At 38.9% G+C, this 18897-nt stretch carries 16 protein-coding genes; 10 read left to right on the forward strand and 6 right to left on the reverse strand.

Going from position 1 to position 18897, the window contains the following annotated elements:
• Positions 1-168 precede the first annotated feature (168 nt).
• Together ACINWC141_RS19515 and ACINWC141_RS08245 are read left to right on the forward strand one after the other, a co-directional pair.
• Positions 169-342, forward strand: a complete 174-nt coding sequence (locus tag ACINWC141_RS19515) for a hypothetical protein (RefSeq protein WP_009390142.1) — start codon at positions 169-171, stop codon at positions 340-342.
• 267 nt (positions 343-609) lie between these two features.
• Entirely contained in the window at positions 610-1053 is a 444-nt protein-coding gene (locus ACINWC141_RS08245) for an RDD family protein (RefSeq protein ID WP_009390068.1), read from the forward strand.
• Between the two features lie 57 nt (positions 1054-1110).
• Here ACINWC141_RS08245 and ACINWC141_RS08250 read toward each other — a convergent pair whose 3' ends face one another.
• Positions 1111-2286: a benzoate/H(+) symporter BenE family transporter gene (locus ACINWC141_RS08250; RefSeq protein WP_009390097.1), complete on the reverse strand. Its 1176-nt coding sequence runs from the start codon at positions 2284-2286 to the stop codon at positions 1111-1113.
• A gap of 186 nt (positions 2287-2472) precedes the next feature.
• Between ACINWC141_RS08250 and ACINWC141_RS08255 the strand changes: the two genes are divergently transcribed.
• Positions 2473-2946 (forward strand): Lrp/AsnC family transcriptional regulator, encoded by a 474-nt coding sequence (locus tag ACINWC141_RS08255; RefSeq protein WP_009390122.1) that lies wholly within the window; start codon positions 2473-2475, stop codon positions 2944-2946.
• Between the two features lie 50 nt (positions 2947-2996).
• Here ACINWC141_RS08255 and leuE read toward each other — a convergent pair whose 3' ends face one another.
• The 3 genes from leuE to aceR form a co-directional block, all read right to left on the reverse strand.
• A complete protein-coding gene (leuE, locus tag ACINWC141_RS08260) occupies positions 2997-3647 on the reverse strand; it encodes a leucine efflux protein LeuE (RefSeq protein WP_034678067.1) in 651 nt (216 codons plus the stop codon).
• A 73-nt stretch (positions 3648-3720) separates the two neighbouring features.
• Complete coding sequence (tal, locus tag ACINWC141_RS08265) at positions 3721-4710, reverse strand: transaldolase (RefSeq protein WP_009390280.1); 990 nt, start codon at positions 4708-4710, stop codon at positions 3721-3723.
• Between the two features lie 130 nt (positions 4711-4840).
• Complete coding sequence (aceR, locus tag ACINWC141_RS08270; protein ID WP_009390304.1) at positions 4841-5734, reverse strand: HTH-type transcriptional regulator AceR; 894 nt, start codon at positions 5732-5734, stop codon at positions 4841-4843.
• Between the two features lie 90 nt (positions 5735-5824).
• Here aceR and aceI point away from each other — a divergent pair, with 90 nt between their 5' ends.
• Entirely contained in the window at positions 5825-6259 is a 435-nt protein-coding gene (aceI, locus tag ACINWC141_RS08275; RefSeq protein WP_155757888.1) for a chlorhexidine efflux PACE transporter AceI, read from the forward strand.
• 66 nt (positions 6260-6325) lie between these two features.
• Here the strand turns inward: aceI and ACINWC141_RS08280 are convergent, their stop codons facing one another.
• Complete coding sequence (locus tag ACINWC141_RS08280) at positions 6326-7897, reverse strand: acetyl-CoA C-acetyltransferase (RefSeq protein ID WP_009390145.1); 1572 nt, start codon at positions 7895-7897, stop codon at positions 6326-6328.
• 234 nt (positions 7898-8131) lie between these two features.
• On the opposite strand from ACINWC141_RS08280, the gene ACINWC141_RS08285 reads away from it, so the two are divergent.
• From ACINWC141_RS08285 to ACINWC141_RS08295, 3 genes are all read left to right on the forward strand, one after another.
• On the forward strand, positions 8132-9523 hold the full coding sequence (locus tag ACINWC141_RS08285) for a 3-oxoacyl-ACP reductase (protein WP_009390198.1): 1392 nt from the start codon (positions 8132-8134) through the stop codon (positions 9521-9523).
• Between the two features lie 74 nt (positions 9524-9597).
• Positions 9598-10452 (forward strand): MaoC family dehydratase, encoded by an 855-nt coding sequence (locus tag ACINWC141_RS08290; protein WP_009390099.1) that lies wholly within the window; start codon positions 9598-9600, stop codon positions 10450-10452.
• 71 nt (positions 10453-10523) lie between these two features.
• On the forward strand, positions 10524-11783 hold the full coding sequence (locus ACINWC141_RS08295) for an EstA family serine hydrolase (RefSeq protein WP_009390134.1): 1260 nt from the start codon (positions 10524-10526) through the stop codon (positions 11781-11783).
• Between the two features lie 47 nt (positions 11784-11830).
• Here the strand turns inward: ACINWC141_RS08295 and ACINWC141_RS08300 are convergent, their stop codons facing one another.
• Positions 11831-12409 carry a TetR family transcriptional regulator gene (locus ACINWC141_RS08300; protein ID WP_009390237.1) on the reverse strand — a complete coding sequence of 193 codons (579 nt, stop codon included), beginning with the start codon at positions 12407-12409 and terminating at the stop codon, positions 11831-11833.
• A 125-nt stretch (positions 12410-12534) separates the two neighbouring features.
• Here ACINWC141_RS08300 and amvA point away from each other — a divergent pair, with 125 nt between their 5' ends.
• The 3 genes from amvA to ACINWC141_RS08315 all read left to right on the forward strand — a co-directional run bounded on the left by amvA (position 12535) and on the right by ACINWC141_RS08315 (position 18857).
• A complete protein-coding gene (gene amvA, locus ACINWC141_RS08305; protein WP_009390121.1) occupies positions 12535-14013 on the forward strand; it encodes a multidrug efflux MFS transporter AmvA in 1479 nt (492 codons plus the stop codon).
• Positions 14014-14186: 173 nt separating this feature from the next.
• Positions 14187-16313 carry a DNA polymerase III subunit gamma/tau gene (locus ACINWC141_RS08310; protein ID WP_009390120.1) on the forward strand — a complete coding sequence of 709 codons (2127 nt, stop codon included), beginning with the start codon at positions 14187-14189 and terminating at the stop codon, positions 16311-16313.
• A 315-nt stretch (positions 16314-16628) separates the two neighbouring features.
• Positions 16629-18857, forward strand: a complete 2229-nt coding sequence (locus ACINWC141_RS08315) for a phosphocholine-specific phospholipase C (RefSeq protein WP_009390112.1) — start codon at positions 16629-16631, stop codon at positions 18855-18857.
• Positions 18858-18897: the final 40 nt, after the last annotated feature.

Genomic DNA, 18897 nt, shown 5'->3' on the forward strand with positions numbered 1-18897 from the left:
GTGAAATTCATCACAGCATATTAAACTAAAGTAACACTAAATAGGTTTAATAACATGTTCATTGTATAAAGATACAAATTAATAGTGTAATCAACATTTGAAAACAGCAATCGTTTATAAACTCGATAGAATAAATTGCTTTTATTTTAAGTAGTGGAATAAATTGAAATGCCAACACTCAGTGTAATTATATTTTATGTTTTAGCTATATTAGGCAGTGTAGCGATTATTTGTGGATTAGTCAGTTTAAGTGTTTTTTTAATTTTTATAGGATTAGCATTATTATTTGCAGCATTACTATTAAAGAAAGAGTTTAAATTAGATATTTTATTTTGGAAATAAATATAATATGAATTTGTATTTTTGATTGTCTATAGAATTATTTTAATAGAACTGAAAAGAAAATTTCAGTTCTAAAAAAATTGAATTATTTTTATGATAAGTTTTAGTTTAATAACATTTTTTTAATCAAAATTATTTCAATAAAATATAAAAGAAGAAAATTTAAAATTTAATTAAGTGTTTAAAAATAAAAAAGTTTCATTTAGGATAAAAGTAAAATTGTAAAAGCATTTTTTAGCGATTAAACAATAACAAAGCGAGGTGAGCATGACTTATAAGTATGAGTATGCAGGGTTCTGGTTAAGATTTGGTGCAATGATTATTGATACTCTTATTCTTTTTTTAGCAATTATTCCTGCCGCATGGATTTTTTATCAAGGGGATTATGATTTAGTCTTTGCTACTGGTTTAAGTACGAAGCCACAAAATTATTGGTTTGATTTAATAGTGAACTATGCCTTTCCTTTGTTGTATTCAGTTTTATGTTGGCTGTATTTTGCAGGAACGCCAGGCAAGCGATTGATGCGACTAAAGGTTTTAGATGAAAAAACCGGCGATAAGCTTACACTCATGCAGAGTATTATTCGATATATTGGCTATATACCGTCAATTATAGTATTTGGTATTGGTCTTTTTTGGGTCGCATTTGATGCTAAAAAACAAGGCTGGCATGACAAAATGGCAAAATCAGTGGTAGTAAGAGAGCTATAAAAATAAGATTAAAAAGCGTTCATAGCATTGAAAAAGGGGCTATGAACGCTTTTTTTATTAACTTTTTTTGACTTTAAATTTAAGTACTACAAATACAATAAGACCGACAATGAGTCCCCAAAAGGCTGAACCGATACCAAAAAATTGAATGCCTGAAGCGCTGCATAAAAAGGTAAATAATGCAGCTTCGCGGTCTTCAACCTGAGTAAATGCGATGGCTATGTTGTGGCTGATCGTACCAAATAAAGCAATGCCAGCTAAAGCTACAATAAAGATATGTGGAAAAGACATCAGTAAGCTTGTCAGCGTTGCAGCAAACAAACCCATTAAGATATAGAAAAAGCCACAGCTCATGCCAGCAATATAGCGTTTACTTGGGTCTGGGTGGACTTGATCATCTAAGCTTACCGCAGCACTAATTGCAGCAATATTGACGCTATAACAGCCAAAAGGTGCAAGCACAACTTGGGTTAAACCTGTCCAGCCAATCAGTTGATTAACATGTGGTTTATAGCCATAACTTTTGATCATGGCAATTCCGGGTAAATATTGAGACGCCATGCTAATCACAAAAAGTGGAAGAGCTAATCCTAAAAGTGCTGACCAGCTAAATTCAGGACTAATCCAAACTGGTTTCGCCAAAGACCACTGAAGAGTCGGCATATGAAACTCTAAAAAGACAGGACATAGAGCAATACCTGCAAGAGCAGTAAATACAATGCTATAACGCGGCCATAATTTTTTTGTAATGATATAAATGACAAGTAAGGATAAAACGAATTCCCAATCATTTTGTAAACTGGCGAACAGGGAAATACCAAATTTGAGTAAAACACCTGCAAGCATAGCACTGGTTAAGCTTTGAGGAATATATGAAAGTGCTTTTTGAAATATACCTGAAAAGCCTAAAATAGCAGTCAGTAAACCCCCTATTAAAAAAGCTCCAATGGCTTCATTTAAGCTATAGCCACTGCCTGTTGCCATAATTAAAGCGAGGCCTGCGGTTGACCATGCAGTTGCTACAGGGTATTTAAATTTCCAAGAAAGGATAAGTCCTGATAGACCAATACCTAAGCCTAAGGCCCAAAACCAAGAGGTGATTTGCTCGGGTGAAGCTCCTAAAGCTTGAGCAGCCTGAATGACTAAAACGGCCGAAACACTAATACCTATTAAAAAAGTAATAAAGCCGGCAAATACTGCTGGAATTGAAAAATCTTGAAGAATCTTTTGCATAATAAGTGTTTTAAATCCAAGAAAAGTGAATAGGCTTCTGCCATGGCTTCTAATTGAGGTGAATTTAGCAATTTTTTTAAAGAAGGTGCTTTCTATTTTTAACTTAAATTGGAAATAATATTTTCAAATTATTGAATAATGCTATTATTTATTCCATAGGGAATACTAAATTTGGGATATTATTTTATGGAAGAACAGGCTGAAAATTTGACAGTACTTGAACTCAAAATTATGCGTGCTTTACAAGAGAATGGACGTTTAAGTAATGCTGAGCTGGCCAAACTTGTAGGAATCAGTACTTCATCTTGTTGGAATCACACTCAACGTCTTTTTAAAATTGGGGCAATCTTAGATGTGCGCGCTCGGATCAATCCAAGCATGGTGCAGCGTGATACGGTGGTGCTCGTTGGTGTGGTTTTGGACCGTTCAACTCCAGACAGCTTTCAGGCATTTGAACAGGCCGCAGGTGATTTGGAGAATGTGCTGGAGTGTTATCTGGTTGCTGGGGAAGTCGATTATTTTCTAAAAATCCGAGTCAAAGATTTAGCCGCTTTTAACCGATTCCATAGTGAAAAAATTATTGCTTTACCCGGCGTAAGACAGGTTCGAACGTTTTTTGTTCTAAATGAAGTTAAAACAGATGGTATGTTGGCATTTTAGGAGCTCATCATGTTTTAAATTTATAATGCAAAACGTATAGGTAAAGATGATTAGATCGTTGAAGTTGCTAGTTTTAAACCGAATCCGAAAAATAGAATTCCGACTAAAAAAACACTACTTGCTGCAATTTTATGGTTTTCTTTAAAAAATGCTGAAAGTTTAATTCCAGAGAAGATTAATGCCGTTAAATAGCTAAAACTAATCACCTGTAAAATAACCGCTAAAATTAAAAAGCTTAGAGCGGGGTAGGCATAGTCGGGTTCAACAAATTGAACAAAGAAAGATAGGAAAAATAAAATCGCTTTGGGGTTAAGTAAACTAATACTGAGTGCTGTTTTATAAGGATGAACTTTATCTAAAGCGGGTAAATCAGCCATTTCTGGTTGTGGTTGATTACGTTGTTTCCAACGTTGAATACTGCCTTGTAAGAGTTTAAAGCCTAAATAAGATAGGTAAAGTGCACCTGTTAATTTAAGAATAACAAATACCCATGGAAATGCTTTGAGTAAAGAAGCAGCACCAAGAACTGTACACAGCATTAAAATAAGGTCACCAGTGAAAATACCGAATGCGCCCATATAACCAGTTTTAATGCCGTAACGTGAAGCAATTGACATCACATAAAGAGAATTGGGTCCCGGCAATAACACAATTAGGAATGTACCAATAATATATGTTGTTAAATCTGTTATGCCGAACACGAGAAACCCAATAAAAAAACCGATTTTTGCCATGATAACAAAAATCGGTGATTTTGTATGAAAAGTGCAGTTTTTAAGGTTTAATTTCCCCATCAATTCCAAAGGATTGACGTAATAAAAAACTTAACTGGTCACGAGCTTTAATAAAGCCATCAACACCACCTTGTAAAAGTTGGAATGCCATTAAGTCATGATTAAGTTCGTCTTTAAAACTTTGTTCATCTTGAGCTGGTCTAACAATCGCATCTGCTTGCTTTGACTTGGTCGCATCAAGAGCTGCCTCAACTGTACGTGTATCTTGCTCAAGTTGGGTAAGTAGACCAGGAGAGATTGTTAGTAGATCGCAACCCGCAAGCCCAAGTACTTGATCAATGCTACGGAAGCTCGCACCCATCACTTGAGTTGGAATATTTTGCTGTTTGTAGTAAGTGTAGATTTTTTTAACTGAAACTACGCCTGGGTCTTTTTCGATTGGGTAAGAATCTACACCTTCAGCTTTTTTGTACCAGTCTAAAATACGGCCTACAAATGGTGAAATTAAAGTGACTTTTGCATCTGCACAAGCTTGTGCTTGATGTAAACCGAAAAGGAGGGTGAGGTTACACGCAATTCCTTCCGCTTCAAGTACTTTAGCAGCTTGAATACCTTCCCAAGTTGACGCGATTTTAATCAGAATACGTGACTGGTCAATACCATAACCTTTGTAAAGTTCACATAATTCATGTGCTTTTTGAATGGTTGCTTCGGTGTTGTATGAAAGGGCAGCATCAACTTCTGTAGAAACACGGCCTTCAATGAGTTTTAAAATTTCTACGCCAAATTTTACAGTCAAAATATCAATGGTTCTTTCGATTAACTCATCGTTACTATAGCCTTCTTCTTTGGCTTGATAATAAGCATCTTCAATCAGCTCTTTACTTTCAGGTTGTTCTGCTGCTGCCGTAATTAATGAAGGGTTAGTCGTCGCGTCTAATGGACGGAACTTACGAATTGCATCAAGGTCGCTACTGTCGGCAACAACGGTCGTTAATGTTTTTAATTGGTCAAGTGCTGTATGAGTCATTGATATTCAACATCTTCAGTAATAAATCTTATGTTTTCTTTATAGCACAAAGTCTATTCCTGCTGTCGATATATCAATTGTTATATTTCAAAGAAAAACGTTTAGGTTCTGCATCTAAATTGAAATAATTTTAAGGCGCCTGTTGCATTCGTTGCTTGCGGATATATTCAATCAGAAATCTGGCTGCAGCCCCAAGCTCACTTTCACGACTCCAAACTAAATCGACGTAATATTCGAATCTGGGTGTGAAATCTAGTAAATCCAATACTTTAAGCTTATTTTTTAATTCTGGGTTTTCTTTAAACATTTCTTGAGGAAGAACCCCCCAACCCAAATTACGCAAAATCATTAAGCAAGCAGAGTGATGGTTGTCTGTACGCCAATAATGTTTCGAAAAAAGCAATTCTGGCTTTAAAGTTTCATCTCGGCTTGCAACTACAATTTGTCGTGTAGTAAGGATTTGTTCATAAGAAACCTGATTTTGGCTTGCTAGGGGATGGTTATTTGAAATAACAGGAATTAAAGCCTCACGTTTAAGCTCTACAAATTGTTCTCTGTTATCTAGGTGCTCGCGTTCAAACATCAGTGCTAGTTGGGCAGAGCCGTCTAATAACATTTGAAGAGCATCTTCTTGAGGCGCAGACACAATATTAATTTGTAAGTCAGGGAAACGACTTTCTAAAAGACAAATATAGTCAGTCCAATTGGTGTGTAAAAGTTCAGAGACAATCACAATGGTTAAGTTTGCTTCTAAACCTGTACTTAACGCGTGAGCATGTTGTTTCCATTGGTTCATCTCAATTAAAAGCTGAGATGTCTTTTCGTATAACACCCGTGCTTCATCAGTAGGGACGGGTTCACGGCCTTTACGGTCAAATAAAGTTAAGTCCAGATCAATTTCTAGGTTGGCAATAGACATGCTTACAGCCGAAGGAACTTTGCCAAGTTTACGTGCTGCTGCTGAAAAAGAGCCGGTTTCAATCACGGCCTGAAACATGAGTAGTTGTTCTTGATTAATATTCATCTGTCAAAAAAACTGAAAGAACCTGATTGGATTAATCAATATTATAAAAATAAAATGCACATTATCCAAGTTATTATTGAGTATTTGAAAATGTTGATTTCCAAGAGAAGGCTCATTCATGCAATCAGTTATGAAGGAATTTTATTGGTCATCATTGCGATTGCATTAAGTTTTATTTTTGATATGCCAATGGACGTAACGGGTACACTCGGTGTGTTTATGGCAGTCGTTTCAGTTTTCTGGAATATGATTTTTAACCATTATTTCGAAAAAGTAGAGCATAAATATAATTGGGAAAGAACGATCCCTGTACGGATTTTACACGCGATTGGTTTTGAGGGTGGTTTGCTGATTGCAACAGTACCGATGATTGCATATATGCTTCAGATGAGTGTTATTGATGCACTTATTTTAGATATCGGTTTAACCTTGTGTATTTTGGTTTATACCTTTGTTTTCCAGTGGTGTTATGACCATATCGAAGATAAATTTTTCCCAGATGCTAAAGCTGCATCACTTCATTAATTCACTATATATTGAAATGAAATAAGCACCCAGATGGGTGCTTATTTTGTTAGGTCGATATAGAAATTATTTTTCTACAATTGCAACCACACCTTCACCACCTGCCGTACAGATAGAGATTAATGCGCGGCCTGAACCTTTTTGATTAATCAATTTAGCAGCAGTAGCTAAGATACGACCACCAGTTGCAGCAAATGGATGGCCTGCACCTAAAGATGAACCATTTACGTTCAGTTTAGAGCGATCGATTGAACCCAAAGGTGCATCTAAACCAAGACGTTCTTTACAGAATTTTTCATCTTCCCAAGCTTTCAAAGTAGACAATACTTGAGATGCAAATGCTTCATGAATTTCGTAGAAATCAAAATCTTGAAGTTTAAGGTTAGCGCGCTTAAGCATACGAGGTACTGCATAAGCAGGAGCCATCAATAAGCCTTCTTTAGGGCCATTTTTACCAATGAAGTCAACAGTTGCTGTTTCAGAGAAAGAAAGGTAAGCTAAAACTTCATGACCGTTTTCTTTTGCCCATTCTTCAGAAGCAAGCAATACAACAGATGCACCATCAGTTAACGGAGTTGAGTTACCTGCTGTCATTGTTGCAGTTTCGCCTTTACCGAAAACTGGTTTCAATTTAGCAAGTTTTTCAACTGTGCTGTCTGCACGTAAGTTGTTGTCACGGTTAAGACCTAAGAATGGCGTGATTAAGTCATCAAAGAAACCACGTTCATAAGCAGCAGCAAGTTTTTGATGGCTGCTTGCCGCTAACTCATCTTGTGCTTCGCGAGTGATACCCCATTCTAAAGCAGTGATTGCTTGGTGCTCACCCATTGAAAGGCCAGTACGTGGTTCACCGTTACTTGGTGCATCAAGAAGCTTTTTAAAATCAATTTTTGTTAAAGCTTTCAGGCGGTCTTTACCAGTTTTAGCTACATTGAGCTCAAGTAAAACTTTACGTAAACCATCGCCTACAGCGATCGGAGCATCAGAAGTCGTGTCTACGCCACCTGCAATACCTACGTCGATTTGACCAAGTGCAATTTTATTTGCAACAACAAAAGCTGCTTGTAAACCTGTACCACAAGCAATTTGAATGTCATAAGCAGGAGTTTCAGGAGCAAGATCTGTGCTTAATACAACTTCACGAGTCATGTTGAAGTCACGGCTGTGTTTTAAAACAGCACCCGCAACGACTTCACCAATACGCTTACCTTGTAAATTAAAGCGCTCAACCAAACCGTTTAATGCTGCTGTCAGCATGTCAGAATTAGACGCTTTAAAATAAGCAGTATTTGAACGTGCAAATGGAATACGGTTGCCACCAATAATTGCAACGCGGCGAACAGTGTTTTGGCTCATGGTTTTATCCTGTTGAACAGAAGTTTTGGTTTTTGTTGCTTTTGGTGCTGCAGCTACATTATTAGAAGATGTAGATGGGGGTGCTGTAGCGGCGCTTTTAGTACGAGGGCTACGGGCAGGTGCAGTCGTTGAACGAGTACGTGTCGTTTTTGGAGTATTAGTTGCTGCTTTAGGCGTTGTGCTGTTACGCTTAGTCGTGTTAGAAGCCGACTTTGATGTATTTGACACGGTTTCCTGAGCAGAATTTTCGACTGCTGGATTTTCTTGAGTTGGTTTGCTCATAAGGCTTTTCCAAGCATATTAACGATATTCTTATAAGCTACCTTAACACAATTCAAATAGACCTGTATTGACTAGAATGACATGGTAGATAGCATTCAGGTCAAGACATCAAAAGATGAACTCAAGTATGATTTGGGATGACTCTAATGAACGACTGATTTCATATTGTTCCTCTCCATTTCATAACATAATGAAGCCTGTCGTAGAAAATCATTTTTTTGAGAGATAATAATCATGACTGATCAATACCAAGCATTTACACAATCTCCTATTGGTAAATTCGTTGTTAAAAATTTGGGTTTACCATCGCCTGTTGTATTAGAGCGTTTTGAAAGTGCTCAGCCAGTAGTGAATGGTGCAGTATTGGTTGGCGCAGCGCCGTCAAGTGTATTGTCAGGTGCGATTGCACAAGTACTTAGCAATATTCATGCAGACAGCTATGTAGGCAATAATGTTGCATTACAACAAGAAGCTGCAAAAGTTGGTTTAAATTTACGTCCATTTAATGCAGGCGACAAAGAATCAAAATTTAAAGCAGTAGTATTTGATGCTTCTGGTATTCAAAACTCGGAACAGTTAAACGAACTTTATAAATTCTTTAACCCGATTGCACGTCAAGTTGCAACTTCTGGTCGAGTGATTGTTATTGGTACAACACCTGAAACTGCAAAAACTGTGAAACAAGCGATTGCTCAGCGTGCACTTGAAGGTTTTATCAAATCTGTAGGTAAAGAATTTAAAAAGGGTATTACCGCTCAAGTTGTTTATGTAGACGAAGGTGCTGCTGCAAACCTTGAATCAACATTACGTTTCTTGCTTTCTCCACGTTCAGCTTATGTATCTGGTCAAGTAATTCGTGTATCTAAAGCAGATGTGGTTGATGTTGATTGGGCAAAACCGCTTGCTGGTAAAACTGCATTAGTAACTGGTGCGAGCCGTGGTATTGGTGAGGCAATTGCACATGTGTTGGCACGTGATGGTGCTCATGTTATTTGTCTAGATGTACCACAACAACAAGCTGACCTTGACCGTGTAGCTGCTGACATTGGTGGTTCTACATTGGCAATTGATATTACTGCTGCTGATGCAGGCGAAAAAATTAAAACTGCTGCTGCAAAACAAGGCGGTTTAGATATTATTGTTCATAACGCAGGTATTACTCGTGACAAAACTTTGGCAAACATGAAGCCAGAGCTTTGGGACTTGGTAATTAACATTAACTTGTCTGCTGCTGAACGCGTAAATGACTACTTGTTAGAAAACGATGGTCTAAATGCAAATGGCCGTATTGTTTGCGTATCATCAATTAGCGGTATTGCTGGTAACCTTGGTCAAACGAACTATGCTGCGTCGAAAGCAGGTGTGATTGGTCTAGTGAAATTTACTGCACCTATCTTAAAAAATGGTATTACCATTAACGCAGTTGCACCTGGCTTTATCGAGACTCAAATGACTGCTGCGATTCCATTTGCAATTCGTGAAGCTGGTCGCCGTATGAACTCAATGCAACAAGGTGGTTTACCTGTTGATGTAGCAGAAACGATTGCATGGTTTGCATCAACTGCTTCTACGGGGGTAAATGGCAACGTGGTACGTGTGTGTGGTCAAAGCTTGTTGGGCGCTTAAGCACTCTTCGCTAAAAAGGGGTGCTTGTGCATCCCTTTTTTATTAAAGAATCTATAAATTATAAAAGGTTAGGTATGAATACTCGTCATTTTAGCCAGCTACCAAAAGCGGCCTTGGCTTACCCAAAAGTGGTGCAAGGTTTAATTTTTAAAAAGCCTAAAGGTCCAAAAATCTTGCCACAAATTGAATATGTGGTCGATAGTCTTGAGGTTGATCAAAGTCATCTCAAAGCTTATAACGAAGTATGTGGCTTTAAAAATAATGGTTTTGTTCCCGCAATTTATTTGGCTGTGCTTTCTCAAAGTTTGCAAATGCACATGATGACGGCAGAAGCTTTTCCATTTCCGATTTTAGGTTTAGTGCATATCCGTAACCAGATTAAACAAACTAGACCGATTGGTGTAACTGAAAAACTCACTCTTTCATGTAAATTTGGGGAACTAAAACCGCATGATAAAGGTGTTCAGTTTGACTTTATTACCACGGCAAAAGTTGGCAATGAAGTGGTCATGGAAGGCTTAACGACTTATTTATCTCGCCAAAAAGTCGAGAAAAGAGTGGGTGAGAAAGCCAAAGAAGAACAAGCACCAGCTTATGTTCCAAAGGCAGAGTGGAATATTTTAGAAAACACAGGCCGCCGTTATGCGAAAGTGTCTGGAGATTTTAACTTAATTCACATTCATGCTATTACAGCAAAAGCATTTGGTTTTAAGCAAGCAATTGCGCATGGCATGTGGAGCAAAGCTAAAGCACTAGCGAACCTCGAATTACCAAATGCTTATGAAGCAGATGTGTGGTTTAAGCTACCAATGTTCTTACCGTCAAAAGTTGAATTTTTAACTGCCAATGCAGATAAAAAGACTGATTTCTTGATTCGTAATGCAAAATCACAAAAACCGCATGTTGCAGGAACTGTAAAAGCATTATAAAAATATCAGCAGCCTGAACAGATGTTTGGGCTGCTTTTGAGCAAAATAACAAAAAATGCAAGGAACTTCATGTGATTAAAGAAATTTTACTGGCCGATACCCATAACTATCACGGTATTTTAGATGAACGTTTTATTGATTTAGCCCACCAATTTAGCCGTCTGCAAGATGCAAGAACGGGACAAGGTGGAGCTGCATTAGCGGTTTATTTTAGAGGCCAGAAAGTTGTAGATATCTACACAGGTCTAAAATCACAAAGTGAAGCATGGCAACCTGAAACTTTGGCAGTTTGCTACTCTACAGGTAAAGGTGTGCTTGCAACTTTAGCGCATATTTTAGTAAGTGAAGGTTTTTTAGAATACGACAAACCGATTGCGACTTATTGGCCTGAGTTTGCTCAAAATGGTAAAGAGCAAATGACTTTACGTCATGTGCTAAGTCATCAAAGCGGTATGTTTGATGTTCGAAATATTATCGAAAGTGCAAGAGAAATGCTCGACTGGTCACACATGTTAGATGTAGTCGCGGCGACTAAGCCTAGATTCCTTGCAGGAGAGGGCAATGCTTATCAAGCTTTAACATTTGGCTGGCTTGTCGGTGGAGTACTTGAAAAAGCAACTGGTCAATCTTTAGATCAGCTCATGCAAAAATATCTCGTTGAGCCTTTGCAGTTAGACGGCGCTTATTTTGGTACGCCTGCAAGTGAGCTAGACCGTGTAGCACGTTTAATTATTCAACCCAAACCTGAAAAACCAGCGGCTCCCGAAGTTGAAAAACCTAAAAAGCCTCAAGCACGCAAGAGTTCACTCTCTGAAAAAATGATTACGTGGACGGGGCAAGATCCGCAAGATTTTCAGGATGCCATGATTCCAAAAGGAATGAAGCATTTTAGTTTCTTTAGTGATGAAGGGTTACAAGCAGTCATTCCAGCGGCGAACGGCACGTTTACTGCAAATAGTCTTGCTAAAATTTATGCGATGCTGGCAAATCACGGTGAATGGGATGGACAGCAACTTATTCGCCCAGAAGTATTTAAAGAACTCAGTACCATTCAAAGTTATGCACGTGATCGAGTCATGCCAATTCCGATGAATTGGCGTTTAGGATATCACCGCATTATTACCATGGGTAAACGTGCTAAAAATGGCTTTGGACATATTGGTTACAATGGTTCAGGGGCGTGGTGCGATCCTGAGCGCGACCTGAGTTTTGCCTATACCCATAACTTTCAAATTGGTTCAATCACGGGTGATTACCGTTTGTGGGGACTGACTCAAGAAGCCTTACGTTGCACTGACCAAATTTTAAAAGGCCGTAAAGGCTGGTTCTGATTTTAATGTTTTAAAGCTGGTATTTTAATTAATGCCAGCTTCTATATTTATAATAATTCTAGACGAAGAATAGCCTCGGTATGACGCTTAAAGTCTTCTTCAGCTAAACCGTGTAAACCAAGTTGATAAATACCTTCTAATCCGCACACAAAAGCAATGAGTCGCCAAGCTATGTCTGTTGAATTAGATATATTTTTAAATTCACCTTCTTTTTTACCAGATTCAATGGCTTGCACAATTGTTTGATGCCAATTCTGCATGGCAAGGTTATAAGCCTTTCGTATTTCAACATCTTGTTCAATTAAGAGTTCAGCCTCATTCCATAAGCGTAAGTAGGGCTGAAGTCTATCTATATTTTCTGCGCCTAATAAGATGAATAGCCTTTGAAATTGGCTAGTCGTTTTTAGGGTTTGTTCAATTTCATCAAGCTGTTCCATGAGCTTTAAAAAAGCTTCAGCTTTTAAATGAGATGCCGAAGAAAAGTGGTGGTGAACTTGTCCGGTTGATGTTTGTGCTTCTGTTGCGATTCGGCGTACCGTCATGGCTGTAAAACCTTCAGCCAAAGCAACTTGCATGGCTGCTTGCAGAATCATTTCTCTGCGTTGATCGCGATTAAGATAGGCCATGTTTCTTTCACCTGACTGAATTCGACACAAATTACATTAAAACTAAAAGTTGGACAAGTGTCCAATTGTGTATATAATAACCATGATTTGAACACATGTCCAAGTTTTGGATATTGAAGAGCGTTATGCAAAAAAAATGGTTAATCCTGACAATTATCGTCCTTATTTATTTACCAGTTACGATTGATGCAACGGTGATGCATGTTGCAACACCATCTTTAAGTGCAGCATTGAATTTAACAGCCAATCAGCTTTTATGGGTCATTGATATTTATTCACTGATTATGGCGGGTTTGATTTTGCCGATGGGTGCACTTGGTGATCGTATTGGCTTTAAAAAATTATTATTTATTGGAACTGCAATTTTTGGAGTCGGTTCCTTAGCTGCAGCTTTTTCTCCAACAGCTTATGCCTTAATTGCTTCCCGTGCTGTTTTAGGTCTAGGGGCAGCGATGCTTATTCCGGCCACTTTATCAGGCATCCGTAATGCTTTTACCGAAGAAAAGCAGAGGAATTTTGCACTTGGTCTTTGGTCTACAGTGGGTGGTGGCGGAGCAGCTTTTGGTCCATTGGTTGGTGGATTTGTATTAGAACACTTCCATTGGGGAGCTGTTTTCCTTATTAACATTCCGATTATTTTAGTGGTTCTGGTCATGATCGCGATGATCATTCCTAAACAACAAGAGAAAACTGATCAGCCAATTAACTTAGGGCAAGCTTTAATTTTGGTTGTAGCCATTTTAAGCCTCATCTATTCAATCAAATCGGCGATGTACAACTTCTCGGTACTTACAGTTGTGATGTTTGTGATTGGGGTAAGTACTTTAATTCACTTCATTCGAAGCCAAAAAAGAACGACCACGCCAATGATTGATCTGGAATTGTTTAAACATCCAGTGATTTCTACCAGCATTGTCATGGCTGTGGTTTCTATGATTGCTCTGGTTGGTTTCGAATTACTCTTGTCTCAAGAGTTGCAGTTTGTGCATGGTTTTTCTCCCTTACAGGCAGCCATGTTTATTATTCCTTTCATGATCGCAATTAGTTTAGGTGGCCCATTAGCAGGTATTTGCTTAAATAAATGGGGGCTTAGACTTGTATCTACTGTTGGTATTTTAATAAGTGGATTTAGTCTATGGGGACTTGCTCAGCTTAACTTCTCGACCGATCACTTTTTAGCATGGACGTGTATGGTCTTTTTAGGCTTTAGTATTGAGATTGCTTTGCTGGCCTCAACTGCTGCCATTATGTCATCTGTACCGCCTCAAAAAGCGAGTGCAGCAGGTGCTATTGAAGGTATGGCCTATGAACTTGGCGCTGGTTTGGGTGTTGCTATTTTCGGGTTAATGTTGTCCTGGTTTTATAGTCGTTCAATTATTTTGCCCGAAGGACTTCCGACAAGCTTAATTGAAAAAGCGAGTATTTCGATCGGTGAAACCATGCAATTAGCATCTAGTCTTGAAAATCCTTTAGGAGGACAGTTGGTTGCAGTTGCTCAGCAAGCTTTTAGCTATGCCCATAGTTGGGTGCTTACAATCTCAGCTATTTGTTTTTTCCTTTTAACTGTATTTGTCTGGTTTAGTTTTCCTAAGAAAGTGAATTAAAACGATTTAGGGTATTTAAAGCTTCGGTCAAAATGTTCTTTATCCGAAGCTTTAAAATAACTGATAGTGCAGACAAATGGGGCAGTTCGCAGTTTATCTGTACGGATATGAGCTTTATACGTTCACACTCTTTTAAAAACAAAGTATGCTTATGCCTGTAAAAAGGAGCATACATGTATCAAGTACTTGCTAGAAAATACCGTCCACGTAATTTCAATGAGTTAGTGGGACAAAACCACGTTTCTCGTGCATTAAGTAGTGCATTGGAACGCGGTCGTCTACACCATGCTTATTTATTTACAGGAACGCGTGGTGTGGGTAAAACCACAATTGCACGTATTTTAGCCAAGTGTTTAAACTGCGAAACAGGTGTGACTTCTACGCCATGTGAAGTCTGCGCAACGTGTAAAGCGGTAAATGAAGGTCGTTTTATTGACCTGATTGAAATTGATGCTGCTTCAAGAACAAAAGTAGAAGATACGCGTGAACTTTTAGACAACGTTCCTTATGCGCCAACGCAAGGCCGTTTTAAAGTTTACCTGATTGACGAAGTACATATGTTATCTACGCATTCCTTTAATGCGTTATTAAAAACATTAGAAGAACCACCCGAACATGTTAAGTTTCTGTTTGCAACGACTGACCCACAAAAGTTACCGATTACGGTAATTTCACGTTGTTTGCAATTTACCTTACGACCTCTTGCTGTAGATGAAATTACAAAGCATCTTGGTGCGATTCTTGAAAAAGAACAGATCGTTTCTGATCAAGATGCGATTTGGCAAATTGCCGAATCTGCACAAGGATCATTACGTGATGCATTATCTTTAACCGATCAGGCAATTGCTTATGGTCAAGGTTCGGTACATCACCAAGATGTTAAAGAAATGCTCGGTCTAATTGACCGTACGATTATTTATGATTTGATTTTAGCGATTCATCAAAACCAACGTGAAAAGGTGAGTCAGCTTTTATTACAATTTAGACATCAAGCACTAGATGTTTCGCTTGTACTTGATCAGTTGATTTCGACATTGCATGAATTGGCAATTTTGCAATATCTGCCTGATTTAAGTTTGAAATATAGCGATGAAATTAATCGCAAAATCATGCAGCTGTCTAAGCTAATTTCTGCTCAAGATTTGCAGCTTTATTATCAGATCGCATGTAAAGGACGTTCAGACTTACAACTTGCTGTAACGCAAGAACAAGGTTTTGAAATGTGCGTTTTACGCTTATTGGCATTCCGTCCTTTAGCGCCAAATGAAATTGTAGTGTCAGAGCCAGTTCAGCAAAATGAGCAAGCGGTGGTAGCTTTGAGTCAACAGACTCAACCCACAGCTCAGGAGATTACTCCAGTAAATACTGTTCAGCCTGTTGAAGTGATTAGCCAACCCGCTATGATTGAACCTGAACCTGAACCTGAACCTGAACCTGAACCTGAACCTGAACCTGAACCTGAACCTGAACCTGAACCTGAACCTGAACCTGAACCTGAACCTGAACCTGAACCTGAACCTAGGTCTAATCAGGATTTAATGGTATTTGATCCAAATCATCATGAGCTGATTGGACTTGAGTCATCAGTTGTTCAAGAGACCGTTAGTGTTCTGGAAGAAGATTTCATTCCAGTACCAGAACAAAAGTTAGTACAAGTTCAGGCAGAAACCCAAGCCAAACAAATTGAATCTGAACCAGCTTTCACTGCTGAACCTATGGGTTTATTTGAAACGCCTAACGCTGAATTTTCACTTGCCCAAGATACGCCTGATCTTGCTTCTGAACCTGTTATTGAACAACAGTCATTTGTGCAAGCTGAAGAGGTCGTAGAAACGGTTGTTGTTGAAAAGCAATCGAGTACAAATAATGCTGGGCAGCTTATGCCTCAGGATATTTTAAAGCTCACTACACAAACCTTAGAAGGCGAGTGGACACTTGAAAAATGGGAGTATTGGTTTAGAAATAGTCAGCTTTCTCCAGCTGTTCAAGAACTTGCTCAGCATGGGGTGATGACTGGAGAAATTGGTGGCAATACTGTTTTCCATATTCCTCAAGAATATGAAAATATGCTGACCCAATTACAGCAAGGTCTTATTGATGCATTAAATGAGCAATGGCCAAATACTCAATTTACAGTTGAATATGGGGTATTAAATACATCTACACCCTATACCATTCAAAGTGCACGTAAAGAAAAAGCCTTTCAAAGAGCAGCCGAGCTGTTACAGCAACAGCCAGTTATTAAGAGCCTCATAGAGACTTTTGATGGCGAATTACAAAATATTCAATTAAAGCCTTAACTTTTTTAGTCCTGTGAAGAGCTTGGAAATTATAAAATTCCACGCTTTTTCACGGGATTGAAACATTCAAGTCACGTCACTGTCATTGTACTTTTCTATGTTAGCCATTTTAGATTTTAAATGGATTGTACATAGCGATGAAAAGGCAATACACAGGAATAACTTCTTTTAAATATTCCTATTTTTTATTGATTGGCGCGATTCTGCTGAGTGGTTGTAACGACTCATCAAATGATAATTCAAATGCCCCAGACACAGGTAAAAAGCCTGTAATGCGCTGTGCTCCATAACTTAAATAATAAAAAGAACCTGATCATGATTACACGCCGTAAATTTTTAAATTATTCTTTAAATATGGGCTTTGGTGCTGCGGCATTGGCAACTTTCCCATCTAGTATCCAAAAAGCTTTAGCTATTCCTGCAAACAATAAAACTGGCACTATTCAAGATGTCGAACACGTTATTATTTTAATGCAGGAAAACCGATCCTTTGACCATTACTTTGGAACACTAAAAGGTGTTCGAGGTTTTGCTGATCGTTTTACGATTCCTCTGCCAAGTGGCCGACGTGTTTGGGAGCAACTTAGAAGTAATGGGCAAGTTCTAACGCCTTTTCATTTAGATGGTACAGCCAATAATGCACAGCGTGCAGATGGTACGCCACATACATGGAATGACAGTCAGCTGGCTTGGGACAATGGACGGATGGCGAATTGGCCAGCACACAAAACTGATATATCCATGGGTTATTTTAAAGAAAAAGAAATTCCATATCAGTTTGCCCTTGCGAATGCCTTTACGATCTGTGATGCCTACCATTGTTCTATGCACACGGGAACAGATGCAAACCGATCTTTTCATTTAACGGGGACAAATGGTGCAACACCGATTAAGCGCTCATTTGTAAACAATGAGTGGGACTGGATTGATGGTAACCCCGCTACGGCAGATCGTGGTTATACATGGAAGACTTATGCCGAACGTTTGGAAGAAGCAGGGGTAAACTGGATTTGTTATCAAAATATGCCCGATGAATGGGGCGATAACATGCTTGGTGCATTCCGTTCTTTTAGAAAGGCGAACATTGCATCTGGTTATCCAGTTTCAAGCGGTGGCGAACCGAATAAACCGTATGCCGATACGGGTCAAAAGCTACCGTATAAAGCCTATGATGCTACGACTGATAATGCTAAAAATCCATTATATAAAGGCATTGCAAATACGCTGCCGGGCAATAAGCCAGAAGAGTATCTCGATGCTTTTAAACGAGACATTCGTGAAGGTAAATTACCTCAAGTGTCTTGGATTAATGCGCCATCGATTTACTGCGAACATCCAGATCCTTCAAGCCCTGTTCAAGGTGCATGGTTTATTCAAGAAATTATTGATGCATTAACTGCTGTACCAGAGGTTTGGAGCAAAACAGCACTGATTATCAATTTCGATGAAAATGATGGCTATTTTGATCACGTACCATCACCATCTGCGCCATCTCGTCTCAAAAATGGCCAGTACGCAGGTAAATCGACATTAAGTAGTGCCGATATGCAGTATGAATATTTTGACCATGCTGCGCCTGAAGGAAGCCATTCTCAGCCTACACCTGATGGACGAGTTTATGGTCCAGGTCCACGTGTTCCGTTATATGTGATTTCCCCATGGAGCCGTGGTGGTTGGGTGAACTCACAAGTTTTTGACCATACTTCTGTGCTCATGTTTTTAGAAAAGCGTTTTGGTGTAAAAGAGCCAAATATCAGCCCATACCGCCGTGCAGTATGTGGTGATTTAACCAGTGCATTTAACTTTAAAACACCAAATGCAGATGTTTTACCGCAGCTGAATGGTAGACAAACACGTGTGCAGGCAGATGAGTTAAGAGAAAATCAAGAATCTTTGCCAGCTGTTCCTGTACCCACGGATATTAAATTGCCGATTCAGCAAAGTGGCATACGCTTGTCACGTGCATTGCCTTACGAGTTGCACACCAGCGCGCGCTGTAAAGTGGATGGAAAATTGCAATTAATATTTTCTAACACAGGCAAACAGGCTGCGGTTTTCCATGTTTATGACAAGCTCAACTTAGACCGAATTCCTAAGCGTTATATTGTCGAGCCGAATAAAACCTTAGACGATGAATGGAACGCTTTAAAAGATAATCTAGGCCGTTATGACTTATGGGTACTTGGTCCAAATGGCTACCATCGTCATTTCAAAGGGGATACTCAACGTATTACCGATAGTGGCGTTAAACCTGAAATTCGAGTGTGCTATGACATCGCGAATGGTGATGTTTATGTCGAACTTATGAATGAAGGAACCAAGGATACTATATTGACGGTAAAACCTTGTGCATACCGACAAGATGGGCCGTTACAACTGACCGTAAAAGCAGGACAAGTGGTTAAGCAACATTGGGCTTTGGCTGATGTCGGGCATTGGTATGATTTTGAAGTTACGAGTCAGAGTGATCCATATTATTACCGACGTTTTGCTGGTCGAGTTGAAACGGGTGAAGACTCCTTTAGTGATCCTGCTATGATGTAAGTTTGAACGAGGCAAAAAGAATAAATCATTTTCTTTTTGC

Source organism: Acinetobacter sp. WC-141 (assembly GCF_000313935.1).
Taxonomy (GTDB): domain Bacteria; phylum Pseudomonadota; class Gammaproteobacteria; order Pseudomonadales; family Moraxellaceae; genus Acinetobacter.

Excerpts from the sequence above, each read along its gene's own strand:
- ACINWC141_RS19515 (WP_009390142.1), top strand. The coding sequence starts at position 169 with ATGCCAACACTCAGTGTAATTATATTTTATGTTTTAGCTATATTAGGC.
- ACINWC141_RS08245 (WP_009390068.1), top strand. The coding sequence starts at position 610 with ATGACTTATAAGTATGAGTATGCAGGGTTCTGGTTAAGATTTGGTGCA.
- ACINWC141_RS08250 (WP_009390097.1), bottom strand. The coding sequence starts at position 2,286 with ATGCAAAAGATTCTTCAAGATTTTTCAATTCCAGCAGTATTTGCCGGC.
- ACINWC141_RS08255 (WP_009390122.1), top strand. The coding sequence starts at position 2,473 with ATGGAAGAACAGGCTGAAAATTTGACAGTACTTGAACTCAAAATTATG.
- tal (WP_009390280.1), bottom strand. The coding sequence starts at position 4,710 with ATGACTCATACAGCACTTGACCAATTAAAAACATTAACGACCGTTGTT.
- aceR (WP_009390304.1), bottom strand. The coding sequence starts at position 5,734 with ATGAATATTAATCAAGAACAACTACTCATGTTTCAGGCCGTGATTGAA.
- aceI (WP_155757888.1), top strand. The coding sequence starts at position 5,825 with ATGTTGATTTCCAAGAGAAGGCTCATTCATGCAATCAGTTATGAAGGA.
- ACINWC141_RS08280 (WP_009390145.1), bottom strand. The coding sequence starts at position 7,897 with ATGAGCAAACCAACTCAAGAAAATCCAGCAGTCGAAAATTCTGCTCAG.
- ACINWC141_RS08285 (WP_009390198.1), top strand. The coding sequence starts at position 8,132 with ATGACTGATCAATACCAAGCATTTACACAATCTCCTATTGGTAAATTC.
- ACINWC141_RS08290 (WP_009390099.1), top strand. The coding sequence starts at position 9,598 with ATGAATACTCGTCATTTTAGCCAGCTACCAAAAGCGGCCTTGGCTTAC.
- ACINWC141_RS08300 (WP_009390237.1), bottom strand. The coding sequence starts at position 12,409 with ATGGCCTATCTTAATCGCGATCAACGCAGAGAAATGATTCTGCAAGCA.
- amvA (WP_009390121.1), top strand. The coding sequence starts at position 12,535 with ATGCAAAAAAAATGGTTAATCCTGACAATTATCGTCCTTATTTATTTA.
- ACINWC141_RS08310 (WP_009390120.1), top strand. The coding sequence starts at position 14,187 with ATGTATCAAGTACTTGCTAGAAAATACCGTCCACGTAATTTCAATGAG.
- ACINWC141_RS08315 (WP_009390112.1), top strand. The coding sequence starts at position 16,629 with ATGATTACACGCCGTAAATTTTTAAATTATTCTTTAAATATGGGCTTT.